Genomic DNA, 26,363 nt, shown 5'->3' with positions numbered 1-26,363 from the left:
CGCTCGCGAACTTGTCCTGATTTGGCGCTTTGGCAAACGCGCCGCCGCACTCTAAGGAACCGCCCATGGGCGGTCCCGATCCCTTCCTCGAGCCCGGCGTGCTGGTCATGCACCCGACCCGCGAGGACTGGGGCCTGGGCCAGGTGCAATCGGTCGCGGGACGCAAGGTGACGGTGAATTTCGAGCATGCGGGTAAACAGGTGATCGACAGCGAAGTGATCGCCCTGACGTTCGTGAGCGACGACCCGCGAGGCGCCCGATGAGCGGCGGACGCGACATCGGCGAAGTGCTGGCCGACATCTGCGAGGAAGCCGCGAGCCTCATCCTGCCGCTTTGGAAGTCGGAACTGACCGTCTTCTCAAAGGCGGACGAAAGCCCGGTGACCGAGGCCGACCGGCGCGGCGAGGCGCTGATCCTGGAGCGGCTGTCGGCCGCCTTTCCAGACATTCCTGTGATTTCGGAAGAGGACGCCAGCGAGTTCGGCACCCCCGACGCGATCGGCCCGCGCTTTTTCCTGGTCGATCCGGTGGACGGCACCAAGGCGTTCGTGCGCGGCGATCCGAACTTTACGGTCAACATCGGCCTGATCGAAAACGGCCGCCCGGTGGCAGGCGCGGTCAACGCCCCGGCGACCGGCGAGACCTGGTTCACCCAGGCGGGTGCGGCGATGAAACGCACCGCCGGCGCAGCGCCGCACGCGGTGCGTACCCGGCCCTGGCCGCAGGGCGCGGCGGTGGCGCTGATCAGCCACACCATGAAGGACGAGACCGCCCAGAAGCTGGCCGAGGAGTACGGCTTCGACCTGCGCGAGCCGATGGATTCGTCGATCAAGTTCTGCCGCATCGCCGAGGGGGCGGCCGACATCTACCCGCGCCACGGGCCGACCATGGAGTGGGACATCGCCGCGGGCCACGCGGTGCTTGCGGCGGCTGGCGGCCAGGTGAAGACCCCCGAAGGGCAGGACGTCGCCTACGGCAAGGCTGAGGCCGGCTTCCGCAACGGCTGGTTCGTGGCCAAGGGCTAGCCCCGAGCTGCGGACGACAGGGCCAGGGCCGCCCGGACGGCGTCGCGGCCCTTGGCCGCGATCAGGCCGGCTGGGCCGGCGCGGCGCTGACCACGGCCGAAACCGGAAGCCGGCCATAGGGATCGTCGTGGTGCTGGCCGATCGCCACATAGCCCGCGAAGCCGACTGCAAACGCCGCCGCGGCGATCCAGGCGTACGGCCGAACGATCTGGTAGACGCTGAGTTCGGTCACTGGATGTTCCTGTCGAGACCCACGAGGGTGGAACAGCCGAACCGGCGGGCGGTTGCGAGCCTCGCGCGACAAAGTTCGCCGAACCGCCGACCAAGCGCCGAATGCGGCGCCGGCGACACACTCCGCACGCTTTGCGAATAATTCGCATTGCCAGAGAGCGGCGCCCTAATTAATAGCGCTTCGCAGTTTCATTCGCATACACGGCCGAGGGGCATTCGGTGACCAATCGACGGACTAACGGCGTTCGCGCCTATGCGCGCAAGGCGCTCACTCCTGCCGCTGTCGCCGGCCTGGCCCTGACCCCGCAGTTGGCCTTCGCCGACGAAGCCGCGGACAACGCCACCGAGGTCTCGGGCGTGCAGGTCGAGGCCCACCAGACCCCGCGCCCGGTGTCGCCCAAGTACACCGCCCAGGTGCTCGACACCCCGCGCAGCGTCACGGTGATCCCGCAGGCGGTCATCACCCAGACCGCCGCCACCTCGCTGACCGACCTGCTGCGCACCTCGCCGGGGATCACCTTCGGCGCCGGCGAAGGCGGCCAGCCGCTGGCCGACCGTCCGTTCATCCGTGGCCAGGCCTCGGGCAACAACATCTTCGTCGACGGCATCCGCGATAGCGGCGGCCAGGTCCGCGAGGTCTTCAACCTGGAGCAGGTCGAGGTCATCAAGGGGCCGGACAGCGCCTACAACGGCCGCGGCTCGGGCGGCGGCTCGATCAACCTGACCACCAAGCGTCCGCGGCTCGAAGAGAACATCTCGGCCAGCGCCGCCGTCGGCGGCGACGGCTATCTGCGCGGCGTCGTCGACGCCAACCTGCCGGTGGGCGAGACCAGCGCGGTCCGCTTCAATCTGATGGGCGCCCAGGGCGACGTCCCCGGCCGCGACAGCGTCGACTTCGACGCCTGGGGCGCGGCGATCAGCGGCGCTGTGGGTCTGGGGACCGACACCCGCCTGACGGCCAGCTACTATCACCTGACCCGCAACGACATGCCCGACTACGGCGTGCCGCTGTTCACCAAGCTGGGCGCCGGCGCCCCGCGGACGAACGCCAGCGGCGTGCTGGATGTGCCGCGCGATGCCTTCTACGGCCTGAAGGCGCGCGACTTCCAGAAGACGCAGGCCGACATTGTCACCTTGATCGCCGAGCACGACATCAACGAGGCGATCACCTTCCGCAACGCGTTCCGCGTCGGCAAGACCCTGAACGACTATGTCGTGACCAACCCCGGCGACGGCGGCGCCGCCCAGTTCGTGGCCGGCGAGTGGTGGATGAAGCGCGGCACCAAGTCCCGCTGGAACGAGACGTCCACCGTCGCCAACGTCATCGACTTCTACGGCAAGTTCCAAACCGGCGGCATCGCGCACAGCTACGACGTCGGCCTGGAGCTGTCGCGCGAGACCAACAAGAACGCGTCCTACGTGATCTACACCACCGCCGGGTCGGCCTGTCCGACCGGCTTCACCAACAATGTCACCACCGCCGGCGTCGGCGACTGCACCCGCGTCTACGCGCCGAACCCGAGCGACCCGTGGCAGGGGATCATCGCCCGCCCGACCCCGTCGGTGAACTACACCGACACCATCGGCGTCTACGCCTTCGACACCATGTCGTTCGGCGACAAGTGGCTGCTGAACGTCGGCGTCCGCTTCGACGACTACTCGGTGAAGGGCCGCGACGTGGCCGCGACCAGCGCCGCCGGCGTGATCACCGGCACTACCATCACCCCGCGCAAGGGCGACTGGCAGTTCACCAACTATCAGGTGGGCCTGGTCTACAAGCCGGTGGCGAACGGCAGCCTCTACGTCTCGTACGGCACCTCCTCGACCCCGCCGACGATTTCGGGCGGCGACCAGAACACCGGCACGGGCACCGGCGCCGGCAACCTCGCCAACGTCCTGCTCGATCCGGAAGACATCACCTCGACCGAAGCCGGCGTGAAGTGGGCGTTCTTCAAGGAGCGCCTGTCGGCCTCGGCCGCCGTCTTCCACATGACCCGCGAGAACGCCCAGATCCTAATCGCCAACGGCGTCTACGCCCAGGTCGGCGAGACCATGGTCCAGGGCGTCGAGCTCGGCGTCACCGGCCGCGTCACCCCGGCCTGGATGGTGTTCGGCGGCTACACCTACATGGACAGCGAGCTGGTCCGCGGCGCCTACAACGGCGTCAACCAGGGCGAGCAGCTGGCCAATACGCCCGAACACACCTTCAGCCTGTTCACCACCTATGACCTGAACGAGTCCTTCAGCTTCGGCGGCGGCGCCTACTACGTCTCCGACAGCTTCGGCGGCAACCAGGGCGGCGCGGGCGGCGGCGGCAACCGCGTCTACGCCCCGGCCTACTGGAAGTTCGACCTCTATGCGGCCTATCGCGTCCACGAGAACCTGGACCTGCAGCTGAACATCAAGAACGTCGGCGACGAGGAGTACATCTCCCAGACCAACGGCGTGCACCATGCCGACTACGGTCCGGGCCGCCAGGCGATCCTGACGCTCAACTACCGCTTCTAGTCTCTCCACCAGAGATCGGACGCCAAAAGGCCCCGCCCATCCGGCGGGGCCTTTTATCTTCCGGCCATCCCGACTTAAGGTCCCGCGCGATGATGCTTCATATCCCCGAGGTGCTGACCAAGGCGCAGGTGGCCGAGCTGCGCCGCGCGATCGACGCCGCCGACTGGGTGGACGGCAACGCCACGTCCGGCACGCAGTCGGCCCTGGCCAAGCGCAACGAGCAACTGCCCGAAGGCTCGGAGGCCGCCCGCTACGCCGGCGAGAAGATCCTCGACGCCCTGTCGCGCAGCCCGCTGTTCGTCACCGCCGCTCTGCCCCAGACGGTGTTTCCGCCGCTGTTCAACCGCTATGGCGGCGGCCAGACCTTCGCCACCCACATCGACAACTCGATCCGCCAGAGCCGCGATGGGAGCGTGCGCATCCGCAGCGACCTGTCGGCGACGCTCTTCCTGACCGAGCCGGAGGACTATGACGGCGGCGAGCTGCTGGTCGAGGACACCTACGGCGTCCATGAGGTGAAGCTGCCGGCCGGCGACATGATCCTCTATCCCGCCTCGAGCCTGCACCAGGTGACCCCGGTCACCCGCGGCGCGCGGACCTCCAGCTTCTTCTGGATCCAGAGCATGATCCGCGACGACGCCCGCCGCGCGCTGCTGTTCCAGATGGACATCGCCATCCAGCAGCTGTCGCTGAAGGTCGGGGCCGGCGCGCCGGAGCTGGTCTCGTTGACCGGGACCTATCACAACCTGCTGCGCATGTGGGCCGAGGTCTGAGGACTTGCCTTTGCCGTGAGCCGCCGGAAAGGTGCGCTCCGCATGGAGGAAGTCCCAATGGCCTACGAGACGATCACCTACGAGACCCGCGGCCAGATCGGGATCCTCACCCTAAGCCGTCCCGACAAACTCAACGCCATCTCGGCCGAGCTGCGGCGCGACCTTGAGGCGGGGTTGGTCGCGGCGCAGGGCGACGACGCCGTCCGCGCCCTGGTGCTGACCGGGGCCGGGCGCGGCTTCTGTTCAGGCGCCGACCTGACCGGGCCGACTCCTGAGCGCGACGGGCCGCCGTCGCAGAGCGAGCGGCTGGACGAAGAGGCCTGGATGGGGCGTTGGGCGCGCCTGCTGCGCGACTTCGACAAGCCGCTGATCGGCGCGATCAACGGCGTCTGCGCCGGAGCCGGCATGGCCTGGGCCCTGGCCTGCGACGTGCGCATCGGCTCGGAGCACGCGCGGTTCAAGACCACCTTCGCCGAGCGGGCGATCTCGCCGGACTCCGGCCTGTCGTTCCTGCTGCCGAGGATCGTCGGCTACGCCAGCGCCGCCGACCTGATCTTCACCAGCCGCATGGTGCTGGCCGACGAAGCGCTGAAGCTCGGCCTTCTCAACCGCCTCACGGCGCACGATACGCTGCTGGACGAGGCGATCGCCTACGGGGAACAGATGGCCCAGTGGCCGCCCCTGGCCATCCGGATGGCCAAGCGCGTGCTGCAGACCAACATGGAGTCCGACTTCGTCAGCGCCGTGAAGTACGAGTCCGTCGGCCTGGCCCACGCCCGCCGCGCCGTGAACGACGTCAAGGAGTCGGCTGCCTCGTTCCGCGAGAAGCGCAAAGGCGTCTACACGGGCACGTAAAATGAGGCCATAAGGCGCGCAACAGTTCCATTGGGAGACCGCGCCATGGCCCTCGACACCAGCGACCAGCAGAAGACCTTCAACTGGGAAGACCCGCTGGACCTGGCCTCGCGCCTCACCGAGGAAGAGCGGATGGTGTGGGAGAGCGCCCGCGCCTACGCCCGCGAGAAGCTGCTGCCGCGCGTGGTCTCGGCCTTCGCCGAGGAACGCTTCGACCGCGAGATCATGAGCGAGATGGGCGCGCTGGGCTTCCTCGGCGCGACCCTGCCCGAGCAGTACGGCGGCGCCGGCGTCAGCCACGTGGCCTACGGGCTGATCGCCCGCGAGATCGAGGCGATCGACTCTGGCTACCGCTCGGCGATGAGCGTGCAGTCCTCGCTGGTCATGTACCCGATCTACGCCTTCGGCTCGGAAGAGCAGAAGATGAAGTACCTGCCCGGCATGGCCCGCGGCGCGATCGTCGGCTGCTTCGGCCTGACCGAGGCCGACGGCGGCTCCGACCCGGCCTCGATGCGCACGGTGGCCAGACAAGTCGACGGCGGCTACGTGCTGAACGGCGCCAAGATGTGGATCACCAACGCTCCGATCAGCGACGTCTGCCTGGTCTGGGCCAAGCTGGACGGCGTGATCCGCGGCTTCCTGGTCGACCGCGGCTCCAAGGGCCTCGAGACCCCGAAGATCCTCAACAAGCTGTCCCTGCGCGCCTCGATCACCGGCGAGATCGCGCTCAGCGACGTGTTCGTGCCGGAAGACCAGATGCTGCCGAACGTCAGCGGCCTGCGCGGTCCGTTCTCGTGCCTGAACAAGGCCCGCTACGGCATCAGCTGGGGCGCGATGGGCGCGGCCGAGTTTTGCCTGCACGCCTCCAGAGACTACACCCTGACCCGCAAGGTGTTCGGCAAGCCGCTGGCCGCGCGCCAGCTGGTCCAGAAGAAGCTGGCCGACATGCAGACCGAAATCGCCCTGGGCTTCGAGGGCGCGCTGGCGCTGGGCCGCCTGCTCGACCAGGGCGCCTGGGTGCCGGAAGCGATCAGCCTGATGAAGCGCAACAACTGCGGCAAGGCCCTGGCCATCGCCCGCGAGGCCCGCGACATCCACGGCGGCAACGGCATTTCCGGCGACTATCATGTGATGCGCCACGCGGCGAACCTGGAGACCGTCAACACCTACGAAGGCGCCCACGACGTCCACGCCCTGATCCTGGGCCGCGCCATCACCGGCGAGAACGCCTTCTAGTTTTTCGCGCCCGAGTTTCACCCCACAACCGTCGCGTTTAAAAAATGCGGGTCCAAACGTTACGTTTACCGACCCGGGTTACGTTCCCCACCGAACAAAGGGGCGGGGCGCGATGGCCGCAAGGCGGACACCGCAGGAGTCGGCGGCGATCATCGAGTGGCTGTTTGAAAACAGCCGCGAGGTGATGTTCGTCATCGGCGCGAACAAGAGGTTCAAGCTGGTCAATCCCACCTTCGAGCGGGAGACCGGCTGGGCTGAGTCCGAAGTCGTCGGCCAGTACGCGCGCGACTTCATCCATCCGGGCGAGAACGCCAGCGTCGAGTCGCACCTGCAGCGCCTGAAGGAGCACGGCTTCAGCGACCACGCCTCGCGCATTCGCGCCAAGGACGGCGGCTGGCGCTGGTTCGAGGGCCGCGCCCAGCTGCTGCCCAATGGCGAGATGATCGGGGTCGTGCGCAACGCCACCCGCGAGCGCGAGCGGGACGCGCGCCTGGTCGCCGCCGAACGCACCGGCCAGCTGTTGTCGCAGGCGGCCGGCATCGGCACCTGGTCCTACGAGCCGGAGCACGACCGGATCGAGTGGTCACAGGACATCCTCAATCTCACCGGCTATCGCGACGACGAGATCGACGACATCGACAAGGTCGGGGCCGTGCTGCACCCCGACGAGGCCGGCGCCATCCGCACGGCGGTCATGGAGGGCATTCTATACGGCAAGGCCGGATCGCTCGAGCACCGCCTGAAGGACAAGGCCGGCGGCTGGTCGCACTGGCGCAACACCTTCCGCACCGAGCCCCGCCCCGGCGGCGAACACGCCCTGCGCGGGGTGATGCAGGACATCACCGAGCTGGTGCAGGCCCGCGACGGCGCCGTCCGCGGCCAGCAGCAGATGCTGCAGCTGATCGAGAGCTCGCCGTTCGCGGTGGCGATGTTCGACCGGCGCCTGCGCTATCTGGTGATGAGCGGCGCCTGGCGCGAAATGTTCACCCGCCAAGGCGCCGAGCAGATCGGGCTGACTCTGGCCCAGTCCTTCCCGCGCGCGCCCAAGCGGCTGGCGAGCGCCATGCAGCGCGCCCTGGACGGCGACGTGACCAGCCGTAACGAAGACCGGATCAACGACATCGACGGCGCGCGCCGCTGGGTTCGCTGGCAGACGCGACCCTGGCGCGACGCCAAGGGCCGGGTGCAAGGCGTGGTCTGCTATGTCGACGACATCACCCCGCTGGCCCAGGCGCGCCGCGAGGCCGAGGTCAACGCCCGGCGCCTGAAGCTGGCGCTGAACGCCGCCGACGCCGGCGTCTACGAGATCGACCACGTCCAGAAGACATTCTGGGCCAGCCCCGAGTTCGAGCGGATGCTGGGCAAGGGCATCAAGGGCTACGAGGAAGCCCAGACCCTGCAGTTCCCACGCTTCCACCCGGACGACCTGGGCCATGTCCGCAAGGCGTTCCGCGACATCCGCGACGGCCACCGGGCGCCGGGCGAAGCATTCGAGGCCCGCGCCATCGGCCCGTCCGGCGAGGCGCGCTGGATCCGCGTCTTCCACCAACTGTCGACCGACCGCCAGGGTCGCAGGCTGAAGGGCGTGGGCCTGGTCCAGGACTTCGACCAGCGCAAGCGCCAGGAGCTGGACCTGATCGCCGCCCAGCGCGCCGCCCAGGCGGCCGGGGAGGCCAAGGCCGCCTTCCTGGCCAATATGAGCCACGAGATCCGCACGCCGATGAACGGCGTCATGGGCGTGCTTCACCTGCTGAAATCCGAGACCCTGTCTGACGAGGGCCGGCGGATGCTGGAGGAGGCGCTGTCCTGCGGCCAGATGCTCGCCGAGCTGCTCAACGACGTCATCGACTTCTCGAAGATCGAGGCCGGACGGCTGGAGATGTCGCCCGAGGCGCTCGACCCGCGCGCCCTGATCGAGGGCGTGGCGCGGCTGCTGCGGCCCCAGGCCGACGCCAAGAACCTGAAGCTGGTGGTCGACGTCGATCCAGCCGTCGGCTGGGTGGTGTCCGATCCGGTGCGGCTGCGCCAGGCGTTGTTCAACCTGGTCGGCAACGCGGTGAAGTTCACCCTGAAGGGCCAGATCACCATCCGCGCCCGGCTGCGGCCGGGGCCGATGACCCAGATGCTGCGGCTGGAGATCGCCGACACCGGCGTCGGCATCCCCGAGGCCGTGCAGCCGCGGATCTTCCAGCGTTTCGACCAGGGCGACGCCTCGACCACCCGCAAGTTCGGCGGCTCGGGCCTGGGCCTGTCGATCACCCAGAAGCTGGCTCAGATGATGGGCGGCGGGGTCGGCTTCGCCTCGACCGAGGGGGTCGGCTCGGTGTTCTGGCTGGAGGTTTCGGCCGCGCCGTCCGAGGCCGCAGTCGCCGCCGAGGAGAGCAGCGACGCCTGGCTCAACGGCCTACGGGTGCTGGTGGTCGAGGACAACCCGACCAATCGCATGATCGCCACCAAGCTGCTCGAGAAATTGGGCGCGGCGGTCGAGACCGCCGCCGACGGCTATCTCGGCGTCGAGGCCGCCGGCCGCGGGGCCTTCGACCTGATCCTGATGGACGTGCAGATGCCCGGCATTGACGGGCTGGAGGCCGCGCGCCGCATTCGCGCGATCGGCGGGCCCGTGGCCGCCACCCCGATCGTCGCCCTCACCGCCAACGTCCTGGCCCACCAGCGCGCCGCCTATCTGGAAGCCGGCATGGACGGCGTGGTCGGCAAGCCGATTTCCCCGGCCGCCCTGCTCGGCGAGATCGCCCGGCTGGCTGAACGCGGAGGCGCCGAGGCGTCTGGCGAAACCTCCACCGCGGTGGCCTGACGCTTCGTCGAGGCGGCGATCGCCGCTTCCCACATCGGCGTTCTCCGAGTTAGACCTCTGGTCAGTTTCGGGGGAGACCAGGGATGGCGGACGTCGCCGTGGAAGCAGGCAAGAAACCTGCGTCGTTGCGCACCGTGGTGGCCGCCTCGTCGGCCGGCACCGCCTTCGAGTGGTACGACTTCTTCGTCTTCGGCAGCCTGACCCAGGTCATCTCCAAGACCTTCTTCTCGGGCCTGCCCGACACCGCCGGCTACATCGCCGCCCTGGCCCTGTTCGGGGCCGGCTTTCTGTTCCGCCCGCTGGGGGCGCTGGTGTTCGGGCGGATCGGCGACAAGGCCGGGCGCAAGGGGGCGTTCCTGATCACCGTGGTGCTGATGGGCGCGGCGACCTTCGCCATCGGCCTCTTGCCCACCTACGCCCAGGTCGGCCTGCTGGCCCCGGCGCTGCTGGTGCTGATGCGGATCGTCCAGGGCTTCGCGCTGGGCGGCGAATACGGCGGGGCGGCGATCTACGTCGCCGAGCATGCGCCGGCCGACGGCCGCGGCCAGGCGACCGGCTGGGTGCAGACCTCGGCCGCGCTCGGCCTGTTCGGGGCGCTGACGGTGATCCTGGTCACCCGCGTCGTCCTGGGGAAGTTCTTCGGTCCCGAAGCCTTCGACGAGTGGGGCTGGCGGATTCCGTTCCTGGTCTCGGCCGGGCTGCTGGCGATCTCGATCTGGATGCGGCTGAAGCTGTCGGAAAGCCCCGCCTTCGCCAAGATGAAGGCCGAGGGGACCGCCTCCAAGGCCCCGTTCGCCGAGGCCTTCGGCCAGTGGCGCAACCTCAAGATCGTACTGCTGGCCCTGGTGGCGGTGATGTTCGCGCAAGGGGCGGTCTGGTACACGGCGTTCTTCTACGTGCAGACCTTCATGGAGCGGTTCCTGAAGGTCCCGCCCGAGACCATCAACCTCCTGATGCTGTCGGCGACCGCGGTCAGCGCGGTCGGCTATGTCGTCTTCGGATGGCTGTCCGACAAGATCGGCCGCAAGCCGGTGATGCTGTTCGGCATGGCCTTGATGCTGGGCGCCTACTTCCCCGGCTTCCACATGCTGACCCAGACGCTGAACCCGGCGCTGTCGGAGGCCCAGGCCCGCACGCCGGTGGTGGTGGTCGCCGATCCCAACGACTGCTCGCTGCAGTTCGATCCGGTCGGCAAGGCCGCGTTCCTGTCCTCGTGCGACATCGCCAAGAGCGTGCTGGCCGGGGCCGGCGTCTCCTATGACAACGAGGTCGGGGCCGCGGGCGCGCCGGCGATGGTCCGGATCGGCTCCACCACCGTGCACTCGGCCAGCGCCGCCGGTCTGGTCGGCAACACCGCCAAGGCCGCCAAGGCCAAGGTCGAGGGAGAGATCAAGGCCGCCCTGGCCTATGCCGGCTATCCGTCGCAGGCCGATCCGGACCGGATGAACCTGCCCGGCGCGTTCGCGGTGCTGCTGGTCTTCGTGATCGCCGCCACCGCGCTCTACGGCCCGATCGCCGCCTGCCTGGTCGAGCTGTTCCCGACCCGCATCCGCTATACGGCGATGTCCCTGCCCTACCACATCGGCACCGGCTGGGTCGGCGGCTTCACCCCGTTCACCGCCTTCGCCATCGTGGCGGCGACCGGCCACGTCTATGCCGGGCTCTGGTACCCGTTCGTCTTCACCCTGATCTCGGTCGTGGTCTGCCTGCTGCTGCTGCCCGAGACCCGCGGTCGGCCGCTGGATCAGTAACCGACCGCCGCCAGCGCCTCAGCGAACTGCGGCGCGCGCAGGCCCTCGAGCGCCGCGGACAGCCGCGCCTTCACGTAGCTGAAGCGTCCCGCCTCGCTGTCCAGCACCGGTTCGCCCAGGGTCAGCGCCGCGTGCAACTCGTCGAGCGAGCGTCCCGTCAAGTCGCTCGCCGGCTGCTGGTCGCCGACCGCGTTCGCCATCACCAGGCCGTAGAACAGATGGTTCACCTGCCGCATGACCTGAAGCCGCGCACGGCGGGTCTCGTCCACCGCCCCGAAGTAGGTGGCCAGCAGCAGGTCCTCGTGGGCCGGCGTGCGCGCGAAGAGGTTGGCGACGCAGGCGAGGTCGACATAGCGGTCGGCCAGGAACGCCGACTCCCAGTCGATCAGCCACAGGCGCGCGCCGTCATAGAGGATGTTGCGCGGATTGAGGTCGTTGTGGCTGGCCACCAGGTCGGCCGGATCGGTCCGGTAGCGTTCGCGCAGGCCCCGGTATCGCTCGAGCAACTCGGCCATGGCGGCCGGCGTCACCAGGCCGCGGGCCTGGAACTGGGCGACCAGGGCGTCGATGCCGTCGAGATAGTCGACCAGCGGCGGGAACGGCGGCCCAGCGTGCAGGGCGCGCACGGTCTGGGCGGCCTCGACCACCAGGTGCTCGGGCGTGCCGCGGTACTCCAGCGAGAGCGGCCGCTCGTCGATGAAGTCCATGATCGCCACCCCGTCCTCGGCGTCGGCGTAGCGGACCCGCGGGGCCAGCAGGCCGGCGGCGGCGATGCGCATGCAGGCGTAGCTGCGGGCCGGATCGCGGAAGCCGTCGCGCGCCTGATCCAGGCGCAGCAGATAGGTGATGCCGCCCACCCGAATGCGGAACACGCCCGCGCCCGAGAGCCCGCCGCCGAGGGCGACGATGGAGTCCGGCTCGGTGACGCCGAAGGCTGCAGTCAGGCCGCGGGCGAGCGCGGCGCGCACGGCGGGGGGAAAGTCGAGCGTCATGGCGCGTCCTCCGATAGGGAGGCCGCCTTTTACCCGGATATTAATTGACGTCAATATTATCCGGGTAATTATCCCCGATCGCCACGGGCGGCCCGCGCCGCCCAGCGGCTGACCGCGTCGGAGACCAGCACTGCAGCGACCGCGATCACCGCCGCGACCAGGCACAGGGCTGCAGCCCGCGCCTCGTCGCCCGGCGACTGGGTCGCGCCATAGATCGCCGCCGGCAGGGTCAGGGTCTCGCCCGGGATGGCGGCGACGAAGGTGATGGTCGCGCCGAACTCGCCCAGCGCCTTGGCGAACCCGAGGATCGCCCCGGCCGCGACCCCGGGCAGGGCCAGCGGCAGGGTGATGCGGAAGAAGCGGACCAGCCGCCCGGCCCCCAGGGTGCGGGCGACCTCGTCCACCTCGCGGTCGACGGCCTCGATAGCCAGCCGGATCGGCCGCACCATCAGCGGAAAGGCCATGACCCCGGCGGCCAGGGCCGCGCCGGTCCAGTCGAAGGCGAAGACCACGCCGATCTTCTCGAGCGCCTGGCCGAACGCGCCGCGCCGTCCGAACAGCAACAGCAGCACATAGCCGGTCGCCACCGGCGGCAGCACCAGCGGCAGGGTGACGGCGGCGTCCAGCACCACCCGCAGGGCGAAGCGGCCGCGCGCCTGGGCCAGCGCCACCAGCACCGCGATCGGCAGCGCCACAACGGTCGCCGCGCCAGCCACCCTCAGCGACAGCATCACCGCGGCGAGGTCGTCGGGAGTCAGGCTGCTCACGGCGCGGCCGTCGGCAGGATCTCGACCGCCACCCTGGCGCCGGCCAGCGCCGCGAGGTGCTCGCCGCCCGGAGGCGCGGTCATGACCCAGACCACAACCTGCCCGGCGGCGGTCAGGGCGGCGAGGCGCTCCGGACTAGCCTCGGCCGGCGTCAGACGCTCGGCGTCGCGGCGGGCCAGCGAGACGATCGCCGGGTCGGCGGCGGGCTCGGCGACCAGCAGGTCGGCGGCGGCCAGGGCCCGGACTGCGCGCAGGGTCAAGAGATCGACCGGGCCGCTTGCGACCACGATCCGCACGCGCCCCTGGGCGGCGAACCCGCCGGCCAGGGCCTCGCGCAGCAGCCGGGCCGCCCCCTCCATGTCGCCGGCCATGGCCGCCGTGGCGGCGGGCCCGGCCAGCGCCTCGCGCAGGAAGGCGCGGCGTTCATGCAGTTGCGGCAGGGCGGCGCGGACCTCGTCCTGCATCTGGCGGAACAGGGCCGCGACCCGCCCGGCGCCCTCGGGCACGCGCTGCTCGATGTCGGCGCGCAGCATGGTCGCCAGCATCGGCGAGGCGCCGCCGGTGCCAATGGCGGCCACCACCTCGCCGCGGTCGATCACCGCCGGAGTCGTAAAGTCGCAGAGCTGCGGGCGGTCGACGACATTGACCGGCACGTGGGCGGCGCGGGCGGCGGCGGCGGCGACCTGGGCGAAGTCTTCGTCGGCGCTGGCCACGAAGGCGAGCGCGGCGCCGGCATAGGCGGCCGGATTGGCCGCGTCCGCCCCCTGCAGGTGGACGATGCGGGCCGGCGACCCGGCCAGCAGGCGCAGCTTGGCCTGCGCCGGCTCGCCTGAGCCGGCGACCACTACCGTGCGGCCGCTGAGCGGAAAGAAGGCGGGAAAGGCGTCCACTTAGCCGGTCTTGCAATCGCGATAGGGCGCGCCCGGAACGCCGGTCAGCGTCGCCTCGTCGCCCTTGCTGAACAGCTCGACCCCGCCGCGAGCGTATTTCGCGCCCGACGCGGACGGAACATGCGGCAGGCTGTAGGTGCGCTCCCCGGCCCGGACCAGCGCCTTGTCGCCAGCCAGGTCATAGGCGGCGGTGAACGCGCGGCCCCCGGCGCAGGCATAGGTCTGGGGCGTGTCGGTCGCGTCCATCGGCGCCATGCTGGCGCAACCGGCCAGTATCAGCGCCGCGCCGATGGCGAACATCACCCTTCGCATCCAGGTCCCCTGACTGTCCGGCCCGCAGCCTAGCCGTGGTCGCTCCGAAACGCAGCCACTTTACCGGCGACGCTGAACGCCGTTAGAATGAGCGAACGCTCACATTGTGGGAGGGATACCCATGGCCATGACTCTGGACGTCAACGGCAAGCCCCTGGCCGTCAAGGCCGCGCCCGACACGCCGCTGCTGTGGGTGCTGCGCGACGAGCTGCAGCTGACCGGCACGAAGTACGGCTGCGGCATGGCCCAGTGCGGGGCCTGCACGGTGATGGTCGACGGCCAAGCGGTCCGCTCCTGCGTCACCCCCATCGAGGCCGTCGCCGCCGGCAAGATCACCACCATCGAGGGCCTGGGCGGCAGCCACCCGCTGCAGCAGGCCTGGGTCAAGCACGACGTCCCGCAGTGCGGCTACTGCCAGTCGGGCCAGATCATGTCGGCCGCCGCGCTGCTGGGCGCCAATCCGAAGCCGACCGACGCCGACATCGACGCGGCGATGGACGGCAACATCTGTCGCTGCGGGACCTATCAACGGGTCCGCGCGGCCATCAAGGACGCCGCGACCATGCCCGCCCCCGCTCCGGCCGCCGCCGCGGCGCCGGCCAAGGCCTGAAGGGAGACGCGCAGATGAACGCTCCCCTGAACAAGACCGACATCGCCGGCGCCACGCGCCGCGACCTGGTGATCGGCGCCGCCGTGGTCGGCGGCGCGCTGGTGGTCGGGGCCTGCTCGCCCGGCGACCTGCTGTCGATCGGCGCCAAGGAGGACTTCGGCGCCTTCGGCCCCTTCATCAAGATCGCCCCCGACGGCGCGGTGACCGTGGTCTCCAAGCACATCGAATTCGGCCAGGGCAACCATGCGGGCCTCGCGGCCATCGTCGCCGAGGAGCTCGACGCCGATTGGTCCAAGGTCAAGGTCGAGCAGGCCCCGGCCATCGCCAAGGTCTACGCCAACACCGGCATGGGCGTGCAGGGCACCGGCGGCTCGTCGGCGATCTCCAACTCCTGGGACCAGCTGCGCAAGGCCGGCGCCTCGGCGCGGGCGATGTTCGTCGAGGCCGCCGCCAACAAGTGGAGCGTGCCGGCCGGCGAGATCACAGTGAAGGACGGCGTCCTGTCGCATGCCGGCTCAGGCAAGAGCGCGGCCTTCGGTGAACTGGTCGCCGATGCGGCCAAGGCCACGCCCCCGGCCACGCCGGTGCTGAAGGACCCGAAGACCTTCACCCTGATCGGCACCGACCGCGTGCGCCGCAAGGACGCCCAGGCCAAGTCCGACGGCACGGCCCGGTTCACCCAGGACGTCCAACTGCCGAACATGCTGATCGCCATGGTCGCCCATGCGCCGAAGTTCGGGGCCAAGGTCGCCTCGTTCGACGCCGCCGAGGCCAAGAAGGTCCCGGGCGTGGTCGAGGTCTACGAGATCCCCAGCGGCGTGGCCGTGGTCGCCGAGACCACCTGGGCCGCCAAGCAGGGCCGCGACGCGCTCAAGGTCACCTGGAACGAGGACGCGGCCGAGAAGCGGTCCTCCGACGCCATTCTGGCCCGCTACAAGGATCTGGCCTCCGGCAAGGCCCAGCCGGCCGACAAGGAGAAGTGGCAGGCCTTCGAGAGCAAGGGCGACATCGCGACGGTGAAGGGCGAGGCGTTCGAGGCGGCCTACGACTTCCCGTACCTGGCCCATGCGACGATGGAGCCGATGAACTGCGTGGCCCAGGTCGGCGGCGGCAAGGCCAAGCTGACCTTCGGCTCGCAGATCCCGACCGTCGATCAGCTCAACACCGCCAAGATCATGACCATGCTGCCCGGCGCGGTGGAGATCGAGACCCTGTTCGCTGGCGGCTCGTTCGGGCGGCGCGCGAACTTCCAGTCGGACTACGTCGCCGAGTGCGTCGAGATCGCCAAGAAGGTCGGCAAGGACCGGCCGGTGAAGCTGGTCTGGACCCGCGAGGACGACATGGCGGCCGGCTATTTCCGGCCGATCACCCACCACACCGTGCGCGTCACCCTGGACAAGGACGGCTATCCGGCCAGCTGGCGCCAGCGGGTGGTCACCCAGACCCTGATGAAGGGCTCGCCCATGGGCCAGCCCAAGCTCGACGAGACGGCGGTCGAAGGTGCGCTAGGCTCGCCCTATCTGAAGGCGACGCCGATCGTCGATGCGCAGCTTATCCAGCCAGACTCGGGCGTGCCGGTGCTGTGGTGGCGCTCGGTCGGCGCGACCCACACCGCCTATGTGATGGAGCACACCATCGACCAGCTGGCCCGCAAGGCCGGCAAGGACCCGGTCGAGTATCGCCGCGCGCTCTACGCCAAGGCCGGCGCGAACCGGCACCTGGCGGTGCTGAACCTGGCCGCGGAAAAGGCCGGCTGGACGACCCCGGCGCCGGCCGGCTGGACCCGCGGCGTGGCGGTGCACGAGAGCTTCGGCTCGGTCGTGGCCCAGATCGCCGAGGTGAAGCTGGACGGCGGGGTCCCGAAGGTCGGCCGCGTGGTCACCGCCATCGACTGCGGGACCGCCATCGCCCCCGACCAGATCGCCGCCCAGATGGAGGGCGGCACCTGCTACGGGCTGTCGGCGGCGCTGTTCGGCCAGGTCACCCTGAAGGACGGCGTGGTCGAACAGGGCAACTTCGACACCTACCGCGTGCTTCGCAATTCCGAGGCCCCGACGGTGGAGACCTACATCGTCCCGTCCGGCAATGCGCCAAGCGGCGTCGGCGAGCCGGGAACCCCGGTGATCGGCCCGGCGGTGGCCAACGCCCTGCTGGCCATCAGCGGCCAACCGATCCTGAGCCAGCCGTTCGTCAAGGCCTAAGAGGGCTCCCCCTTCGGACCGAGGTCCGAAAGGGGGGCTTAGCCGCTACCAGGTGATGGCGGCGGCCGCGCGGATCGCGTGGCTGTCCGACGTGTCGGTCCAGCCATAGCGGTAGCCGAGGCTGACCCGCGTGCGGTCCGAGACCGCCGCATCCAGCTGCGTCGCAAACTTCACCGCCGTGCCGCCCTGAGAGGCCGACGACACGTTGAAGCTGGTGTCTCCGAGACGCGCGCCCAGGCTGGTGGTCTCGTCGCTGAACTCCTCGGTGACGAACAGCGAGGCGAGCGGGCGCAGCTTGATCGCCCCGGCCTGGGTGTCGGTGCTGATCTTGGCGCCCACCCGGCCTTGCAACGCCGAGCGGGTTTCGCCCGCAAATCGCAGACCCAGGTCGCCGCTCTCGTTCACCGCATCGCGCTCGGCCTGGTCGGCGGCGAGGCCGGCGGCCAGGGTCAGGTGCGCGCGGCCGAGGACGAGCTTGCGGCCCGCCTCGACGTCGGCCGACAGCGAGGTCCCGTCGACCTTGCTCTCATAGCCGCGCGCGCCGGTGCTGAAGTCGACCGTGCGGCTCAGCTTGTAGTCGTCGAGACCAGCCGAAACGACGCCGTTGACGTAGTAGGCGCCCGAGCGCCAGGCCGCGTAGCCGTGCGCCTGGTAGCTGCTGGTCCGGGCCTTGCCCATCAGCTTGCCGTCCACATCGCTCTCGCCATAGCTGACGGCGGCGCCGACCATCAGGTCGTCGCTGAGCAGGTGGTCGATCCCGAAGATCATCGAGGAGCGGTCGGTGCGGTAGCCAAACGCGGTCGCATCTGCGTCGACGTCCCAGCGGTCGGCGCCGGCCACGCCCCAGACCTTGCGGCCGGTGACGAAGGCGTCGTCCATGCGGCCGGTCACTTCGCTGCGAGTGGCGCGGCTGCTGGCCAGCACCGCCTCCATGCCGTCGGCGTGGATTTCACCGGCGGCCTGTTGGAGCGTGTTGACGATCCCGTCGCGCTTCAGGCCGACCAGGCCGTTGGCGAAGGTGCTGCCGCGTTGGCCGGCGGCCGGGCGATCGCGGTCGGCGGCGGCGGCCACGGCCTGGGCGTTGAGCTTCCCGGCCTTGGCGACCAAGGCGCCGTAGCTGGTCGGCGTCACCGCCAGCACCACCGCCTTGGGCAGGTAGAGCACGTCGAAACGGGTGTTCTCCGCCAGGCCAGAGGTCGGCTGGAGCAGCGTCGTGAACGAGCCGGTGACGCCGCCCTCGGCGCTAACCACCTGGAAGCTGTCGCCGATCTGCGGGGTGTAGGTGTTGTTGGCCGAGCCGGTGATGCCGCGGGTGATCGGGGCGATCGTGCCGCCGGCGGTGTAGACGCTGTTCGCGCCGGTCAGGACCAGTTGGTCGTGATGGCCCGCGCCGTTGCCGGCCGTCGGGCCGTCGATGTCGAGCGCCAAGGTCGATCCGTCCGCCTGCGCGACGCTGCCGGCGACCACGAGTACGCCGGGCGAATTGCCGGGCGACAGGACGCCATCGACCTCGACGTCGCCGTTGACGCGGCCCGAACCGCTCATCGTCCCGGCCCCGTCGACCCAGACCTGTCCCGAGAAGACGTTGTTGAAGGCCAGTTGGCCTTGCTGGACGCAGGCGCCGATCTCGTTGGAGCCGGCGGCGTTGAGGCTGAGGCGTCCAGCGCCGGCCTTGATGAAGCAGTTTCGACCGGTGAGCACGCCGTTCAGGGCGACGTCGTTGCCGCCGGTGTCGAAGCGCGCGTTCTCGCCCTGGACGTTCAGGTTCTGGCTGATGACCATGCCCGAACCGGCGACCAGACCCGCGCCGTTCCCAAGGATGATCTGCCCGCCAGGCGCGCCCAGCGCATGCTGCGAAGCGAACACCACCGTGCCGCCCTGGACGTCGAGCGAGCCGAAGGTGTTGGCGCCGGTGAGGGTCAGCGTTCCGCCACCGCGCATTTCCAGCCCACCGGGGCCGGTGATCGGACCTGACAGGATGATGTTGTGGCCGCCGGTATTGAAGCCGCCCTGCGCGCCAAGCAGCAGGTGTAGAGGATTGAGGATGCTGGCGTCGCCGAGGGCCTGCAGCGATCCGCCGCCGCCCAGCGTCACCAGCCCGCTCGGAGCGCCCAGCGCGCCGCCGGAATTGAACGCGACCACGCCGCCCTGGACGTTGAGGCCGTTCTGACTGTTGACGCCGGTGAGCGTCAGCGTCCCTTCGCCCTGCTTGGTCAGGGCGCCCTCGCCCGACAGCGCGCCCGAAAGCGTAAAGTCATGACCGCCGGTATTCACCGTCCCGCCGGCCTGGCGAACCGTGAAGTCGCTGCCGACCGTGCCCGGCGCATTGAGGTTCAGCGACCCGCCGTCGAACACCGGATTGACACGTCCGCCCAGCACGTCGTCCGGCGTGAACGAACCACCCGTGCCGATGTCCGGCGCGACGACCGAGCCGCCCCCGCCGCCGCCATTGGCGCCGATCGCTGCGGCGATATCGGTGCCGAATATGTACTGGTACTTGAAGGTGATCTTGTCGCCGACGTTCAGAAGGTCGCCGAGATTGAAGCCGAGGCCGATGGTGTTGTCGCCGTCACCGATGTTGATGCCGGACAGATAGGAGGCCGTGTCCGTGGTCCAGCTGGTGACCGCCGCGTTGTGCGTCAGCGCCTCCTTGGTGAAGAGGCCGATCACGTACTTGGACGCCAGCGCTTCCGCATAGACGATGTCCTTGGCGTCAACTCCCGTGGCGCCGACGAAATTGTTGGTCTCGCTGGCGTCGCCGGCGGTGGCCTGCGCGTCCGGGTCGGTAAAGCGGGCGAATGTCAGGCCGGTAAGGCTTGTCAGCGCCTCGATCGTGGTGACGATGTTGAGCTGCTGACCGTCGGCGTTGAAGTGGTAGTCATGCGTGACCGTGAAGAGCCCGGCGGCGGTCCCAACCCACACGGCGCGTTGGTCAAACGTCGTCCCGTCCGTATAGGCGATCCCGTTGAAGGATGTCAGTTCGCCGGTGACCCCGATAGCCGGGCCATGGTTGTTGTTCGTCTTCGAGAACGCCGAACCGCCGGAGCCGGCAAGCGTGAAACCCTCAAAGGCCCAACCCGGGGTAAGGTAGTCATATGCTGGGTTGAAGACGCCCTTCCCGGTGCCGTCGTACAGGATGCCAGGGCTCTCGTTGCCGCGCTTCCCCAGCGTGCCGTAGTCGTTGATCCCGACCTTGATGTAGTCGCCGCTAAGGATCAGGTGGTCCAACGGGGCCGGCGTCGCCCACACCGGCGAACTCAGCGCGGTCCCGGCCATCGCTACCAACGCCAGGCGTGACCACCGTCTCTTCACACTCCGGCCAGAATGCAGGCTGCACGAAACCGTCCGCGCGGCGACCGCCGCACGCTCAACACTCGAATTCAACAAAACTAAAGCCCCAGACCCCTTTGGCGGCGGCGCTCGGCCCAACCGCTGATTTCTTCATGCAACTTTCCGCGTGGGCGCGCTTCTGCTGGCCCGGATGGATCGCGGTTGAGGCTTTCTGACGGAACTTGTTTAACTAAGCTTGACCGTAAAATAGGCGCCCTAGCGCGGCAGGTCGCCGGGCTCGTCGACGTCGAACAGCACGCCGTCGTCGGGCGCCTCGACCAGGGCGAGCCGGTCGCCCAGGCCCTTGAGGATCGCGCGCGCGCCGGCGTCGCCGTGGAGGGTCGCGAGCTCCGGCAGCAGGGCTGCGCCGATCAGCGCCGGGTGGCCGCGCTGACCTTCGAATATCGGGGCGGCGGCCGGTGCGCCGCCGCGCACCGCCGCGGCGAGCCGGCCCAACACCGCGTGGGGCACCCTGGGCATGTCGCCGAGAAAGACGAACGCACCTGCACAATCGGCGCGCAGCTCGGCGGCGGCGCGACGCAGCGAAGCGCCCATGCCCTCGTCGTGATCGGCGGCGTGCACCACCAGCAGGCGGGCCTCGGCGCCCAGGCGCGCGGCAAAGTTGCGGGCGGCCGCCTCGACTTCGGCCGCCGCCGTTCCGGTGACCACGATCACCCGGCGCACGGGCGCTGCGAAGGCGGCCGCCAGGGCGCCGTCCAACAAGGCGCCGCCTGCCCACGGCGCGAGCAGCTTGCCGCCGCCGAACCGCCGGCCTGCGCCGGCGGCCAGAACTACAGCCTCGAATTCAGGCGCCTCTGTCGCCAAACCACGTTCCCCTCTATCTTATGAGCAACATGACGCCCTATGACGCCGCACCACCGCAAGAGGCCCGCGTCCAGCCGTTGATCGACGGCTTCGGCCGTACGGTGAGCTATCTGCGGGTCTCGGTCACCGACCGATGCGACCTGCGCTGCGTCTACTGCATGTCCGAGCACATGACCTTCCTGCCGAAGGCCGAGGTGCTGACGCTCGAGGAGCTGGACCGCATCGCCTCGGCCTTCGTGGCGCTGGGCACGCGCAAGCTGCGGATCACCGGCGGCGAGCCGCTGGTCCGCAAGGGCGTGATGGGGCTGTTCGAAAACCTCTCGCGGCACCTGAAGTCGGGCGCGCTGGACGAGCTGACCCTGACCACCAACGGCACGCGGCTGGAGGAATTCGCCGCCGACCTGGCGCGGGTGGGCGTGCGGCGGGTCAACGTCTCGATGGACACCCTGGATCCGGCCAAGTTCCGCGTCCTGACCCGCGGCGGCCAATTGCCCAAGGTCATCGCCGGCATCGACGCGGCGCGGGCCGCCGGCCTGTCGGTGAAGATCAACGCCGTGGCGCTGAAGGACGACAACGCCGGCGAACTGCCCGACCTGATCGCCTGGGCCCACGCCCGCGGCTGCGACATGACCCTGATCGAGGCCATGCCGCTGGGCGAGATCGAGGTCGACCGCACCGACCAGTTCTTGTCGCTCAAGGACGTGCGCCAGGGCCTAGAGAGCTTCTGGACCCTGAACGAAATCGCCCACCGCACCGGCGGTCCGGCGCGCTATGTGCGGGTCGAGGAGACCGGCGGGCGGCTGGGGTTCATCACCCCGCTCAGCCATAATTTCTGCGAGAGCTGCAACCGCGTGCGGCTGACCTGCACCGGCACGCTGCACACCTGCCTGGGCCGCGAAGACGCCAGCGACCTGCGCGCGGTGATCCGCGCGGGGGCCGACGACGCGGGCCTGGTCCACGCCATCCGCCTGGCGATCGACGCCAAGCCGCAGGGCCACGACTTCCAGATCGCGCGGGCCGCCGCTCCGGCGGTGGCCCGCCACATGTCGACGACCGGGGGCTAGAGCGTGACAGCTTTAAGTGGAAGCCGGTTGAAGCGGCCGTCACGCTCTAAACTTATGAAGATAGACCCTTTTTGTCTGGTTCAGGTGACTTCACCTGAACCAGAAAGGGTCTAGGGTCATGGCGCGCGTGCTGTTGTTCGGTCGCCTGAGCGACGTCGCCGGCTGGCGATCGCGCGAGCTGGAGGCTGACTCGATCGCCGCGCTCACCGCCCTGTTGTCGAACGAGGACGCGGACCTCGCCGAAGCCCTGGCCCGGCCCGGCGTGCAGGTCGCCCTTGACCAGGAGATCGTGCGCGGCGATGCGGTGCTGACCGCCCGCTCCGAGGTCGCCTACCTGCCGCCGATGAGCGGCGGATGATCAGCCTGACCGACCAGCCGTTCGAGCCCGGCGCGCTGCTGACCGCCTTCAGCCAGGATCGCAGCGAGACCGGCGCCATCGCCACCTTCACGGGCCTGGCCCGCGCCGAGCGCGGGGCGACCACCACCCTGGAGCTGGAGGCCTATCCCGGCTTCACGGAAGCGGCGATCGGCAAGATCGCGGACGAGGCCAAGACCCGGTTCGCGCTCGACGACTTCCAGATCGTTCACCGGGTCGGCGCCATCGCGCCCGGCGAGGCCATCGTCTTCGTCGCCACCGCCGCCACGCACCGGCGCGCGGCCTTCGAGGCCTGCGATTTCCTGATGGACTACTTGAAGAGCCGCGCCCCCTTCTGGAAGAAGGAGACCGGCCCCGACGGCTCGCGCTGGATCGAACCGCGCGACCAGGACCACGCCGACATCGCCCGATGGGAGAGCACCAAGCCATGAACGCCTTCACCCCCGGCGGCCGCATCGACGAGAGCCAGGCGATCAAGCCGGTCCGCATCGCGGTGCTGACCGTCTCCGACACCCGCGACGAGGAAAGCGACACCTCCGGCCACGTGCTGGCCGAACGGATCAAGACCGCCGGCCACGAGCTGGCCGACAAGGGCATCGTCAAGGACGACGTCGCCCAGATCCGCGAGCAAATCAAAGCCTGGGTCGCCTCGGGCAGCGTCGATGCGATCATCACCACCGGCGGCACCGGCATCACCGGCCGCGACGTGACGCCGGAGGCGGTCGAGCCGCTGTTCGACAAGAAGATCGACGGCTTCTCGGTGATCTTCCATCTGGTCAGCTACCAGTCGGTCGGCCTGTCGACCCTGCAGAGCCGGGCGACCGCCGGCATCATCGACGGGGTGTTCGTGTTCTGCCTGCCGGGCTCGAACGGCGCGGTGAAGGACGGCTGGGACAAGGTCATTTCAGCCCAGCTCGACAGCCGCCATGGCCCCTGCAACATGGTCGAGCTCATGCCGCGGCTGCTGGAACAGTAGGTGAGCAAGCTCACCCACATCGACGAGACCGGCCGCGCCCACATGGTCGACGTCTCGGACAAGGCGGTCACGTCCCGCGAGGCGACCGCCGAGGGCTTCGTGCGCATGGACGCCGCGACCCTGGCCCTGGCGCTGTCGGGCGACGCCAAGAAGGGCGACGTGCGCGCCACCGCCGAGATCGCCGGGATCATGGCCGCCAAGAAGACCTCCGACCTGATCCCGCTGTGCCATCCGCTGGCGCTGAGCAAGGTCGAGGTCCGCGTCAGCCCGGCCGACGGCGGCCTGGCGGTGACCGCGCGGGTAAAGACGTCGGGCCAGACCGGCGTGGAGATGGAGGCGCTGACCGCCGTCTCGGTCGCCTGCCTGACCATCTACGACATGCTGAAGGCGGCCGACAAAGGCATGACCATCGAGACCGTGCGGCTGCTGACCAAGAGCGGCGGCAAGTCCGGCGACTGGGCCCGCGCATGAAGCTGATGCCGGTCGAGGACGCCCGCGCGGCGATGCTGGCCGAGATCGTCGCCCTGCCGGGCGAGGCCGTGGCTCTGAAGGCCGCCATCGGCCGGGTGCTGGCGCAGGACGTCGCCGCGGTCCGCGATCAGCCGCCGTTCGACGCCTCGGCCATGGACGGCTGGGCGCTGCGCAGCGCCGACGCCCCCGGAACCCTGGCCATCGCCGGCGAGAGCGCCGCTGGCCACGGCTATGAAGGCGAACTCAAGCCCGGCCAGGCGGTGCGGATCTTCACCGGCGCGGCGATGCCGGCCGGGGCCGACACCATCGTCATCCAGGAGGACGCGACCCGCGAAGGCGAGACCGTCACGGTCCCGGCCTCCGCGCCGGGCGCCAATCTGCGCCCCGCCGGCGGCGACTTCAAAGCCGGCCAGCCGCTGCTTGGCGCCGGAACCCGCATCGATCCCTGGCGGTTGTCCCTGGCGGCCTCCGCCGGGCGCGCCGAAGTCCTCGTCCACGCCCGGCCGCGGGTGGCCATCGTGTCCACCGGCGAGGAGATCGTCGAGGCGCCGGCCGCGCCGGGCCCCTACCAGATCTACGATTCCGGCGCGCCGGCCCTTGCCGCCATGGTCGAGGGCTGGGGCGGCGCGGCCTTCAAGTGCAAGCCGGTGCGCGACGACCTGGACGCGGTGATCGGCGCCCTGCGCGACGCCGACGCCGAGCTGATCGTCACCGTCGGCGGCGCCTCGGTCGGCGACCACGACCTGGTGCGCGCGGCGGCGCAGGCGCTCGGCCTGTCGCTCAAGGTCGCCAGCGTCAATGTCCGTCCCGGCAAGCCGACCTTCTTCGGGGTGCTCGGCGACGGGCGCAGGATGCTCGGCCTGCCCGGCAATCCGGCCTCGGCCTTCGTCTGCGCCGAGCTGTTCCTCAAGCCGATCGTCATGAAGCTGCAAGGCGGGGCCGAGAACCTGCCGATCGTCAGCGCCAGAACGGCGGTCCCGATGGCCGCAAACGGCTCGCGCGAGCACTGGATGCGCGCCAAGCTCAGCTATGCGGACGGCGCCCTGTTCGCCGAGCCCTATCGCGACCAGGATAGCTCGCTGGTCAGCGTCTTCGCCGCCGCCGACGCCCTGCTGCGCCGCCCGGCGAACGCCCCGGCGCTGGCAGCCGGCGAGCTGGTCGAGGTGCTGCCGCTGGCGCGGGCCTGACAACGGGTGTCATCCCGGTTTGCGTAGCAAGACCAGGACCCATTCGCGCCGCGAATGCGGATTGGGTCGCGGCCGCGCCAAAGCCGGCTACATCAGGTGTTCATGGATCCCGGACAGCCGCTGCGCGGCTTCCGGGATGACACCCCCGGAAAGCTATGCCGTCTCCCGCTTCGGCGTCGCCTTGCGCGGCTCCTCGGCCAGGCGCGCATGACGCAGGGCGGTGATCTCGCCGATCACCGACAGCGCCACCTCCCACGGAGCCTTGCCGCCGATGTCGAGGCCGATGGGAGCATGCAACTGCTGTAGGCGAGCTTCGGAAAATCCGGCCGCGCGCAGCGGAGCCAGCCGTTCGGGCAGCCGCTTGCGCGCGCCCAGCAGGCCGACATAGCCGGCGTCCGAAGGTAGGGCGGCGGCCAGGGCCTCGCGGTCCAGGTCGAGATTGTGGGTGGCGATGGCGATGGCGGTCCAGGCGTCGGCCCCGATCGCCGCCAGCGCCTGCGCCGGCGCGTCGCGGCGATAGGCGATCCCGGCGATCGGCGGCGGGCTCTGCGGCCCCTTGGGCCGCACCAGAGTGGTCTCCATGCCCGCCTGGGCGCCGAGTTGGGCGATGGCCAGCGCGGTCGGGTCGGCCCCGAACACCACCAGCCGCGGGGTCGGTTCATAGGCCTGGACGACGGCGTCGTCCCACCCCGTGGGCGCGGCGGCGCATTGGCGGCGCGTCCCGTCGCTGACCCAGACCACCGGCCGACGAGCCTGATAGGCGGCGAGCAGTTCGAGCAAGGCCGGATCGTCGGGGGCCACCCGCTCGACGAAGATCTCGATCCGCGCGCCGCAGAGCAGCTGGATGTCGGGCCAGGGACTGCCGGCCCCGTAGACCAGCCTGCGGGGCGCGCCGTCCTCCAGGCAGGCGAAGGCGTGGTCAGCCACGTCGCTCTCCACGCAGCCGCCGGAAAAGTAACCGGAGACGATGCCTTGCGCGAACGCCATCTGGGTCCCGGGCGGGCGCGGGCCGCCGCCCTCGACCGAGGTCAGGGTCGCCAGGGCCACCGGCAGATTCCTTTGCTGGGCTTGGGATAGCGCGGGGCGGACGTCGTCGGCCATGCCGAACATCGGCCATTCGGGGAGCGGCTCTCGCATGGCTCGACTTTAACTCCCTGGAAAGGTCCTAGACA

The 26,363-nt window shown here is 69.9% G+C and carries 24 protein-coding genes; 16 read left to right on the top strand and 8 right to left on the bottom strand.

Features of this window, described 5'->3' with window-relative positions; translation table 11 throughout:
- Positions 1-65 precede the first annotated feature (65 nt).
- Entirely contained in the window at positions 66-263 is a 198-nt protein-coding gene (locus O4N75_RS02765; protein ID WP_267232792.1) for a DUF3553 domain-containing protein, read from the top strand.
- Positions 260-1,024: a 3'(2'),5'-bisphosphate nucleotidase CysQ gene (gene cysQ / locus O4N75_RS02760; RefSeq protein ID WP_269627861.1), complete on the top strand. Its 765-nt coding sequence runs from the start codon at positions 260-262 to the stop codon at positions 1,022-1,024. Before O4N75_RS02765 ends, cysQ begins: the two co-directional genes overlap by 4 nt.
- Positions 1,025-1,085: 61 nt before the next feature.
- Here cysQ and O4N75_RS02755 read toward each other — a convergent pair whose 3' ends face one another.
- Positions 1,086-1,256, bottom strand: a complete 171-nt coding sequence (locus tag O4N75_RS02755; protein WP_267232790.1) for a hypothetical protein — start codon at positions 1,254-1,256, stop codon at positions 1,086-1,088.
- Positions 1,257-1,474: 218 nt separating this feature from the next.
- Between O4N75_RS02755 and O4N75_RS02750 the strand changes: the two genes are divergently transcribed.
- The 6 genes from O4N75_RS02750 (at position 1,475) to O4N75_RS02725 (ending at position 11,190) form a co-directional block, all read left to right on the top strand.
- Positions 1,475-3,763 (top strand): TonB-dependent siderophore receptor, encoded by a 2,289-nt coding sequence (locus tag O4N75_RS02750; protein WP_269627860.1) that lies wholly within the window; start codon positions 1,475-1,477, stop codon positions 3,761-3,763.
- Between the two features lie 89 nt (positions 3,764-3,852).
- Positions 3,853-4,536, top strand: coding sequence for a Fe2+-dependent dioxygenase (locus O4N75_RS02745; RefSeq protein WP_269627859.1), 684 nt, complete (start codon positions 3,853-3,855; stop codon positions 4,534-4,536).
- Positions 4,537-4,593: 57 nt separating this feature from the next.
- Positions 4,594-5,391: an enoyl-CoA hydratase-related protein gene (locus tag O4N75_RS02740; protein WP_269627858.1), complete on the top strand. Its 798-nt coding sequence runs from the start codon at positions 4,594-4,596 to the stop codon at positions 5,389-5,391.
- Positions 5,392-5,436: 45 nt separating this feature from the next.
- Positions 5,437-6,627, top strand: a complete 1,191-nt coding sequence (locus tag O4N75_RS02735) for an acyl-CoA dehydrogenase (RefSeq protein WP_269627857.1) — start codon at positions 5,437-5,439, stop codon at positions 6,625-6,627.
- A 112-nt stretch (positions 6,628-6,739) separates the two neighbouring features.
- Positions 6,740-9,439 carry a PAS domain S-box protein gene (locus tag O4N75_RS02730; RefSeq protein WP_269627856.1) on the top strand — a complete coding sequence of 900 codons (2,700 nt, stop codon included), beginning with the start codon at positions 6,740-6,742 and terminating at the stop codon, positions 9,437-9,439.
- Between the two features lie 83 nt (positions 9,440-9,522).
- Positions 9,523-11,190, top strand: coding sequence for an MFS transporter (locus tag O4N75_RS02725; RefSeq protein ID WP_269627855.1), 1,668 nt, complete (start codon positions 9,523-9,525; stop codon positions 11,188-11,190).
- On the opposite strand, the gene O4N75_RS02720 is transcribed toward O4N75_RS02725, so the two are convergent.
- The 4 genes from O4N75_RS02720 to O4N75_RS02705 all read right to left on the bottom strand — a co-directional run bounded on the left by O4N75_RS02720 (position 11,184) and on the right by O4N75_RS02705 (position 14,151).
- Positions 11,184-12,182, bottom strand: a complete 999-nt coding sequence (locus tag O4N75_RS02720) for a phosphotransferase (RefSeq protein ID WP_269627854.1) — start codon at positions 12,180-12,182, stop codon at positions 11,184-11,186. The genes O4N75_RS02725 and O4N75_RS02720 overlap by 7 nt on opposite strands.
- Before the next feature lie 68 nt (positions 12,183-12,250).
- Positions 12,251-12,949, bottom strand: a complete 699-nt coding sequence (modB, locus tag O4N75_RS02715; RefSeq protein WP_269627853.1) for a molybdate ABC transporter permease subunit — start codon at positions 12,947-12,949, stop codon at positions 12,251-12,253.
- On the bottom strand, positions 12,946-13,839 hold the full coding sequence (locus O4N75_RS02710) for a bifunctional precorrin-2 dehydrogenase/sirohydrochlorin ferrochelatase (protein ID WP_269627852.1): 894 nt from the start codon (positions 13,837-13,839) through the stop codon (positions 12,946-12,948). Before O4N75_RS02710 ends, modB begins: the two co-directional genes overlap by 4 nt.
- Complete coding sequence (locus O4N75_RS02705; RefSeq protein ID WP_269627851.1) at positions 13,840-14,151, bottom strand: MliC family protein; 312 nt, start codon at positions 14,149-14,151, stop codon at positions 13,840-13,842.
- Between the two features lie 121 nt (positions 14,152-14,272).
- Here O4N75_RS02705 and O4N75_RS02700 point away from each other — a divergent pair, with 121 nt between their 5' ends.
- Both O4N75_RS02700 and O4N75_RS02695 read left to right on the top strand, forming a co-directional pair.
- Positions 14,273-14,761 (top strand): (2Fe-2S)-binding protein, encoded by a 489-nt coding sequence (locus tag O4N75_RS02700; protein ID WP_269627850.1) that lies wholly within the window; start codon positions 14,273-14,275, stop codon positions 14,759-14,761.
- 14 nt (positions 14,762-14,775) lie between these two features.
- Complete coding sequence (locus O4N75_RS02695) at positions 14,776-16,962, top strand: xanthine dehydrogenase family protein molybdopterin-binding subunit (protein ID WP_269627849.1); 2,187 nt, start codon at positions 14,776-14,778, stop codon at positions 16,960-16,962.
- Between the two features lie 45 nt (positions 16,963-17,007).
- On the opposite strand, the gene O4N75_RS02690 is transcribed toward O4N75_RS02695, so the two are convergent.
- Positions 17,008-20,238 (bottom strand): autotransporter domain-containing protein, encoded by a 3,231-nt coding sequence (locus O4N75_RS02690; protein WP_269627848.1) that lies wholly within the window; start codon positions 20,236-20,238, stop codon positions 17,008-17,010.
- Positions 20,239-20,508: 270 nt separating this feature from the next.
- Positions 20,509-21,117: an NTP transferase domain-containing protein gene (locus tag O4N75_RS02685; RefSeq protein WP_269627847.1), complete on the bottom strand. Its 609-nt coding sequence runs from the start codon at positions 21,115-21,117 to the stop codon at positions 20,509-20,511.
- 29 nt (positions 21,118-21,146) lie between these two features.
- On the opposite strand from O4N75_RS02685, the gene moaA reads away from it, so the two are divergent.
- The 6 genes from moaA (at position 21,147) to glp (ending at position 25,191) form a co-directional block, all read left to right on the top strand.
- Complete coding sequence (gene moaA / locus O4N75_RS02680; RefSeq protein ID WP_269627846.1) at positions 21,147-22,181, top strand: GTP 3',8-cyclase MoaA; 1,035 nt, start codon at positions 21,147-21,149, stop codon at positions 22,179-22,181.
- A 118-nt stretch (positions 22,182-22,299) separates the two neighbouring features.
- Positions 22,300-22,539 carry a MoaD/ThiS family protein gene (locus O4N75_RS02675; RefSeq protein ID WP_269627844.1) on the top strand — a complete coding sequence of 80 codons (240 nt, stop codon included), beginning with the start codon at positions 22,300-22,302 and terminating at the stop codon, positions 22,537-22,539.
- A complete protein-coding gene (locus tag O4N75_RS02670) occupies positions 22,536-22,988 on the top strand; it encodes a molybdenum cofactor biosynthesis protein MoaE (protein ID WP_269627843.1) in 453 nt (150 codons plus the stop codon). Before O4N75_RS02675 ends, O4N75_RS02670 begins: the two co-directional genes overlap by 4 nt.
- Positions 22,985-23,533, top strand: a complete 549-nt coding sequence (moaB, locus tag O4N75_RS02665) for a molybdenum cofactor biosynthesis protein B (protein WP_269627842.1) — start codon at positions 22,985-22,987, stop codon at positions 23,531-23,533. Before O4N75_RS02670 ends, moaB begins: the two co-directional genes overlap by 4 nt.
- Entirely contained in the window at positions 23,534-24,004 is a 471-nt protein-coding gene (gene moaC, locus O4N75_RS02660) for a cyclic pyranopterin monophosphate synthase MoaC (RefSeq protein WP_269627841.1), read from the top strand.
- Positions 24,001-25,191 carry a gephyrin-like molybdotransferase Glp gene (gene glp, locus O4N75_RS02655; RefSeq protein WP_269627840.1) on the top strand — a complete coding sequence of 397 codons (1,191 nt, stop codon included), beginning with the start codon at positions 24,001-24,003 and terminating at the stop codon, positions 25,189-25,191. The genes moaC and glp overlap by 4 nt, the downstream gene beginning before the upstream one ends.
- Before the next feature lie 153 nt (positions 25,192-25,344).
- On the opposite strand, the gene O4N75_RS02650 is transcribed toward glp, so the two are convergent.
- A complete protein-coding gene (locus O4N75_RS02650) occupies positions 25,345-26,328 on the bottom strand; it encodes an XdhC family protein (protein WP_269627839.1) in 984 nt (327 codons plus the stop codon).
- Positions 26,329-26,363 lie beyond the last annotated feature (35 nt).

Source organism: Phenylobacterium sp. NIBR 498073, assembly GCF_027286305.1.
Taxonomy (GTDB): Bacteria; Pseudomonadota; Alphaproteobacteria; order Caulobacterales; family Caulobacteraceae; genus Phenylobacterium.
The sequence above is the reverse complement of the archived record's forward strand: the minus strand, read 5'-3'. Positions and strand labels throughout refer to the sequence as shown.

Excerpts from the sequence above, each read along its gene's own strand:
- O4N75_RS02735 (WP_269627857.1), top strand. The coding sequence starts at position 5,437 with ATGGCCCTCGACACCAGCGACCAGCAGAAGACCTTCAACTGGGAAGAC.
- O4N75_RS02700 (WP_269627850.1), top strand. The coding sequence starts at position 14,273 with ATGGCCATGACTCTGGACGTCAACGGCAAGCCCCTGGCCGTCAAGGCC.
- glp (WP_269627840.1), top strand. The coding sequence starts at position 24,001 with ATGAAGCTGATGCCGGTCGAGGACGCCCGCGCGGCGATGCTGGCCGAG.
- moaB (WP_269627842.1), top strand. The coding sequence starts at position 22,985 with ATGAACGCCTTCACCCCCGGCGGCCGCATCGACGAGAGCCAGGCGATC.
- O4N75_RS02675 (WP_269627844.1), top strand. The coding sequence starts at position 22,300 with ATGGCGCGCGTGCTGTTGTTCGGTCGCCTGAGCGACGTCGCCGGCTGG.
- O4N75_RS02650 (WP_269627839.1), bottom strand. The coding sequence starts at position 26,328 with ATGCGAGAGCCGCTCCCCGAATGGCCGATGTTCGGCATGGCCGACGAC.
- O4N75_RS02725 (WP_269627855.1), top strand. The coding sequence starts at position 9,523 with ATGGCGGACGTCGCCGTGGAAGCAGGCAAGAAACCTGCGTCGTTGCGC.
- O4N75_RS02690 (WP_269627848.1), bottom strand. The coding sequence starts at position 20,238 with ATGGCCGGGACCGCGCTGAGTTCGCCGGTGTGGGCGACGCCGGCCCCG.
- cysQ (WP_269627861.1), top strand. The coding sequence starts at position 260 with ATGAGCGGCGGACGCGACATCGGCGAAGTGCTGGCCGACATCTGCGAG.
- O4N75_RS02740 (WP_269627858.1), top strand. The coding sequence starts at position 4,594 with ATGGCCTACGAGACGATCACCTACGAGACCCGCGGCCAGATCGGGATC.
- O4N75_RS02720 (WP_269627854.1), bottom strand. The coding sequence starts at position 12,182 with ATGACGCTCGACTTTCCCCCCGCCGTGCGCGCCGCGCTCGCCCGCGGC.
- O4N75_RS02670 (WP_269627843.1), top strand. The coding sequence starts at position 22,536 with ATGATCAGCCTGACCGACCAGCCGTTCGAGCCCGGCGCGCTGCTGACC.
- O4N75_RS02695 (WP_269627849.1), top strand. The coding sequence starts at position 14,776 with ATGAACGCTCCCCTGAACAAGACCGACATCGCCGGCGCCACGCGCCGC.
- O4N75_RS02730 (WP_269627856.1), top strand. The coding sequence starts at position 6,740 with ATGGCCGCAAGGCGGACACCGCAGGAGTCGGCGGCGATCATCGAGTGG.
- moaA (WP_269627846.1), top strand. The coding sequence starts at position 21,147 with ATGACGCCCTATGACGCCGCACCACCGCAAGAGGCCCGCGTCCAGCCG.
- O4N75_RS02745 (WP_269627859.1), top strand. The coding sequence starts at position 3,853 with ATGATGCTTCATATCCCCGAGGTGCTGACCAAGGCGCAGGTGGCCGAG.
- O4N75_RS02765 (WP_267232792.1), top strand. The coding sequence starts at position 66 with ATGGGCGGTCCCGATCCCTTCCTCGAGCCCGGCGTGCTGGTCATGCAC.
- O4N75_RS02705 (WP_269627851.1), bottom strand. The coding sequence starts at position 14,151 with ATGCGAAGGGTGATGTTCGCCATCGGCGCGGCGCTGATACTGGCCGGT.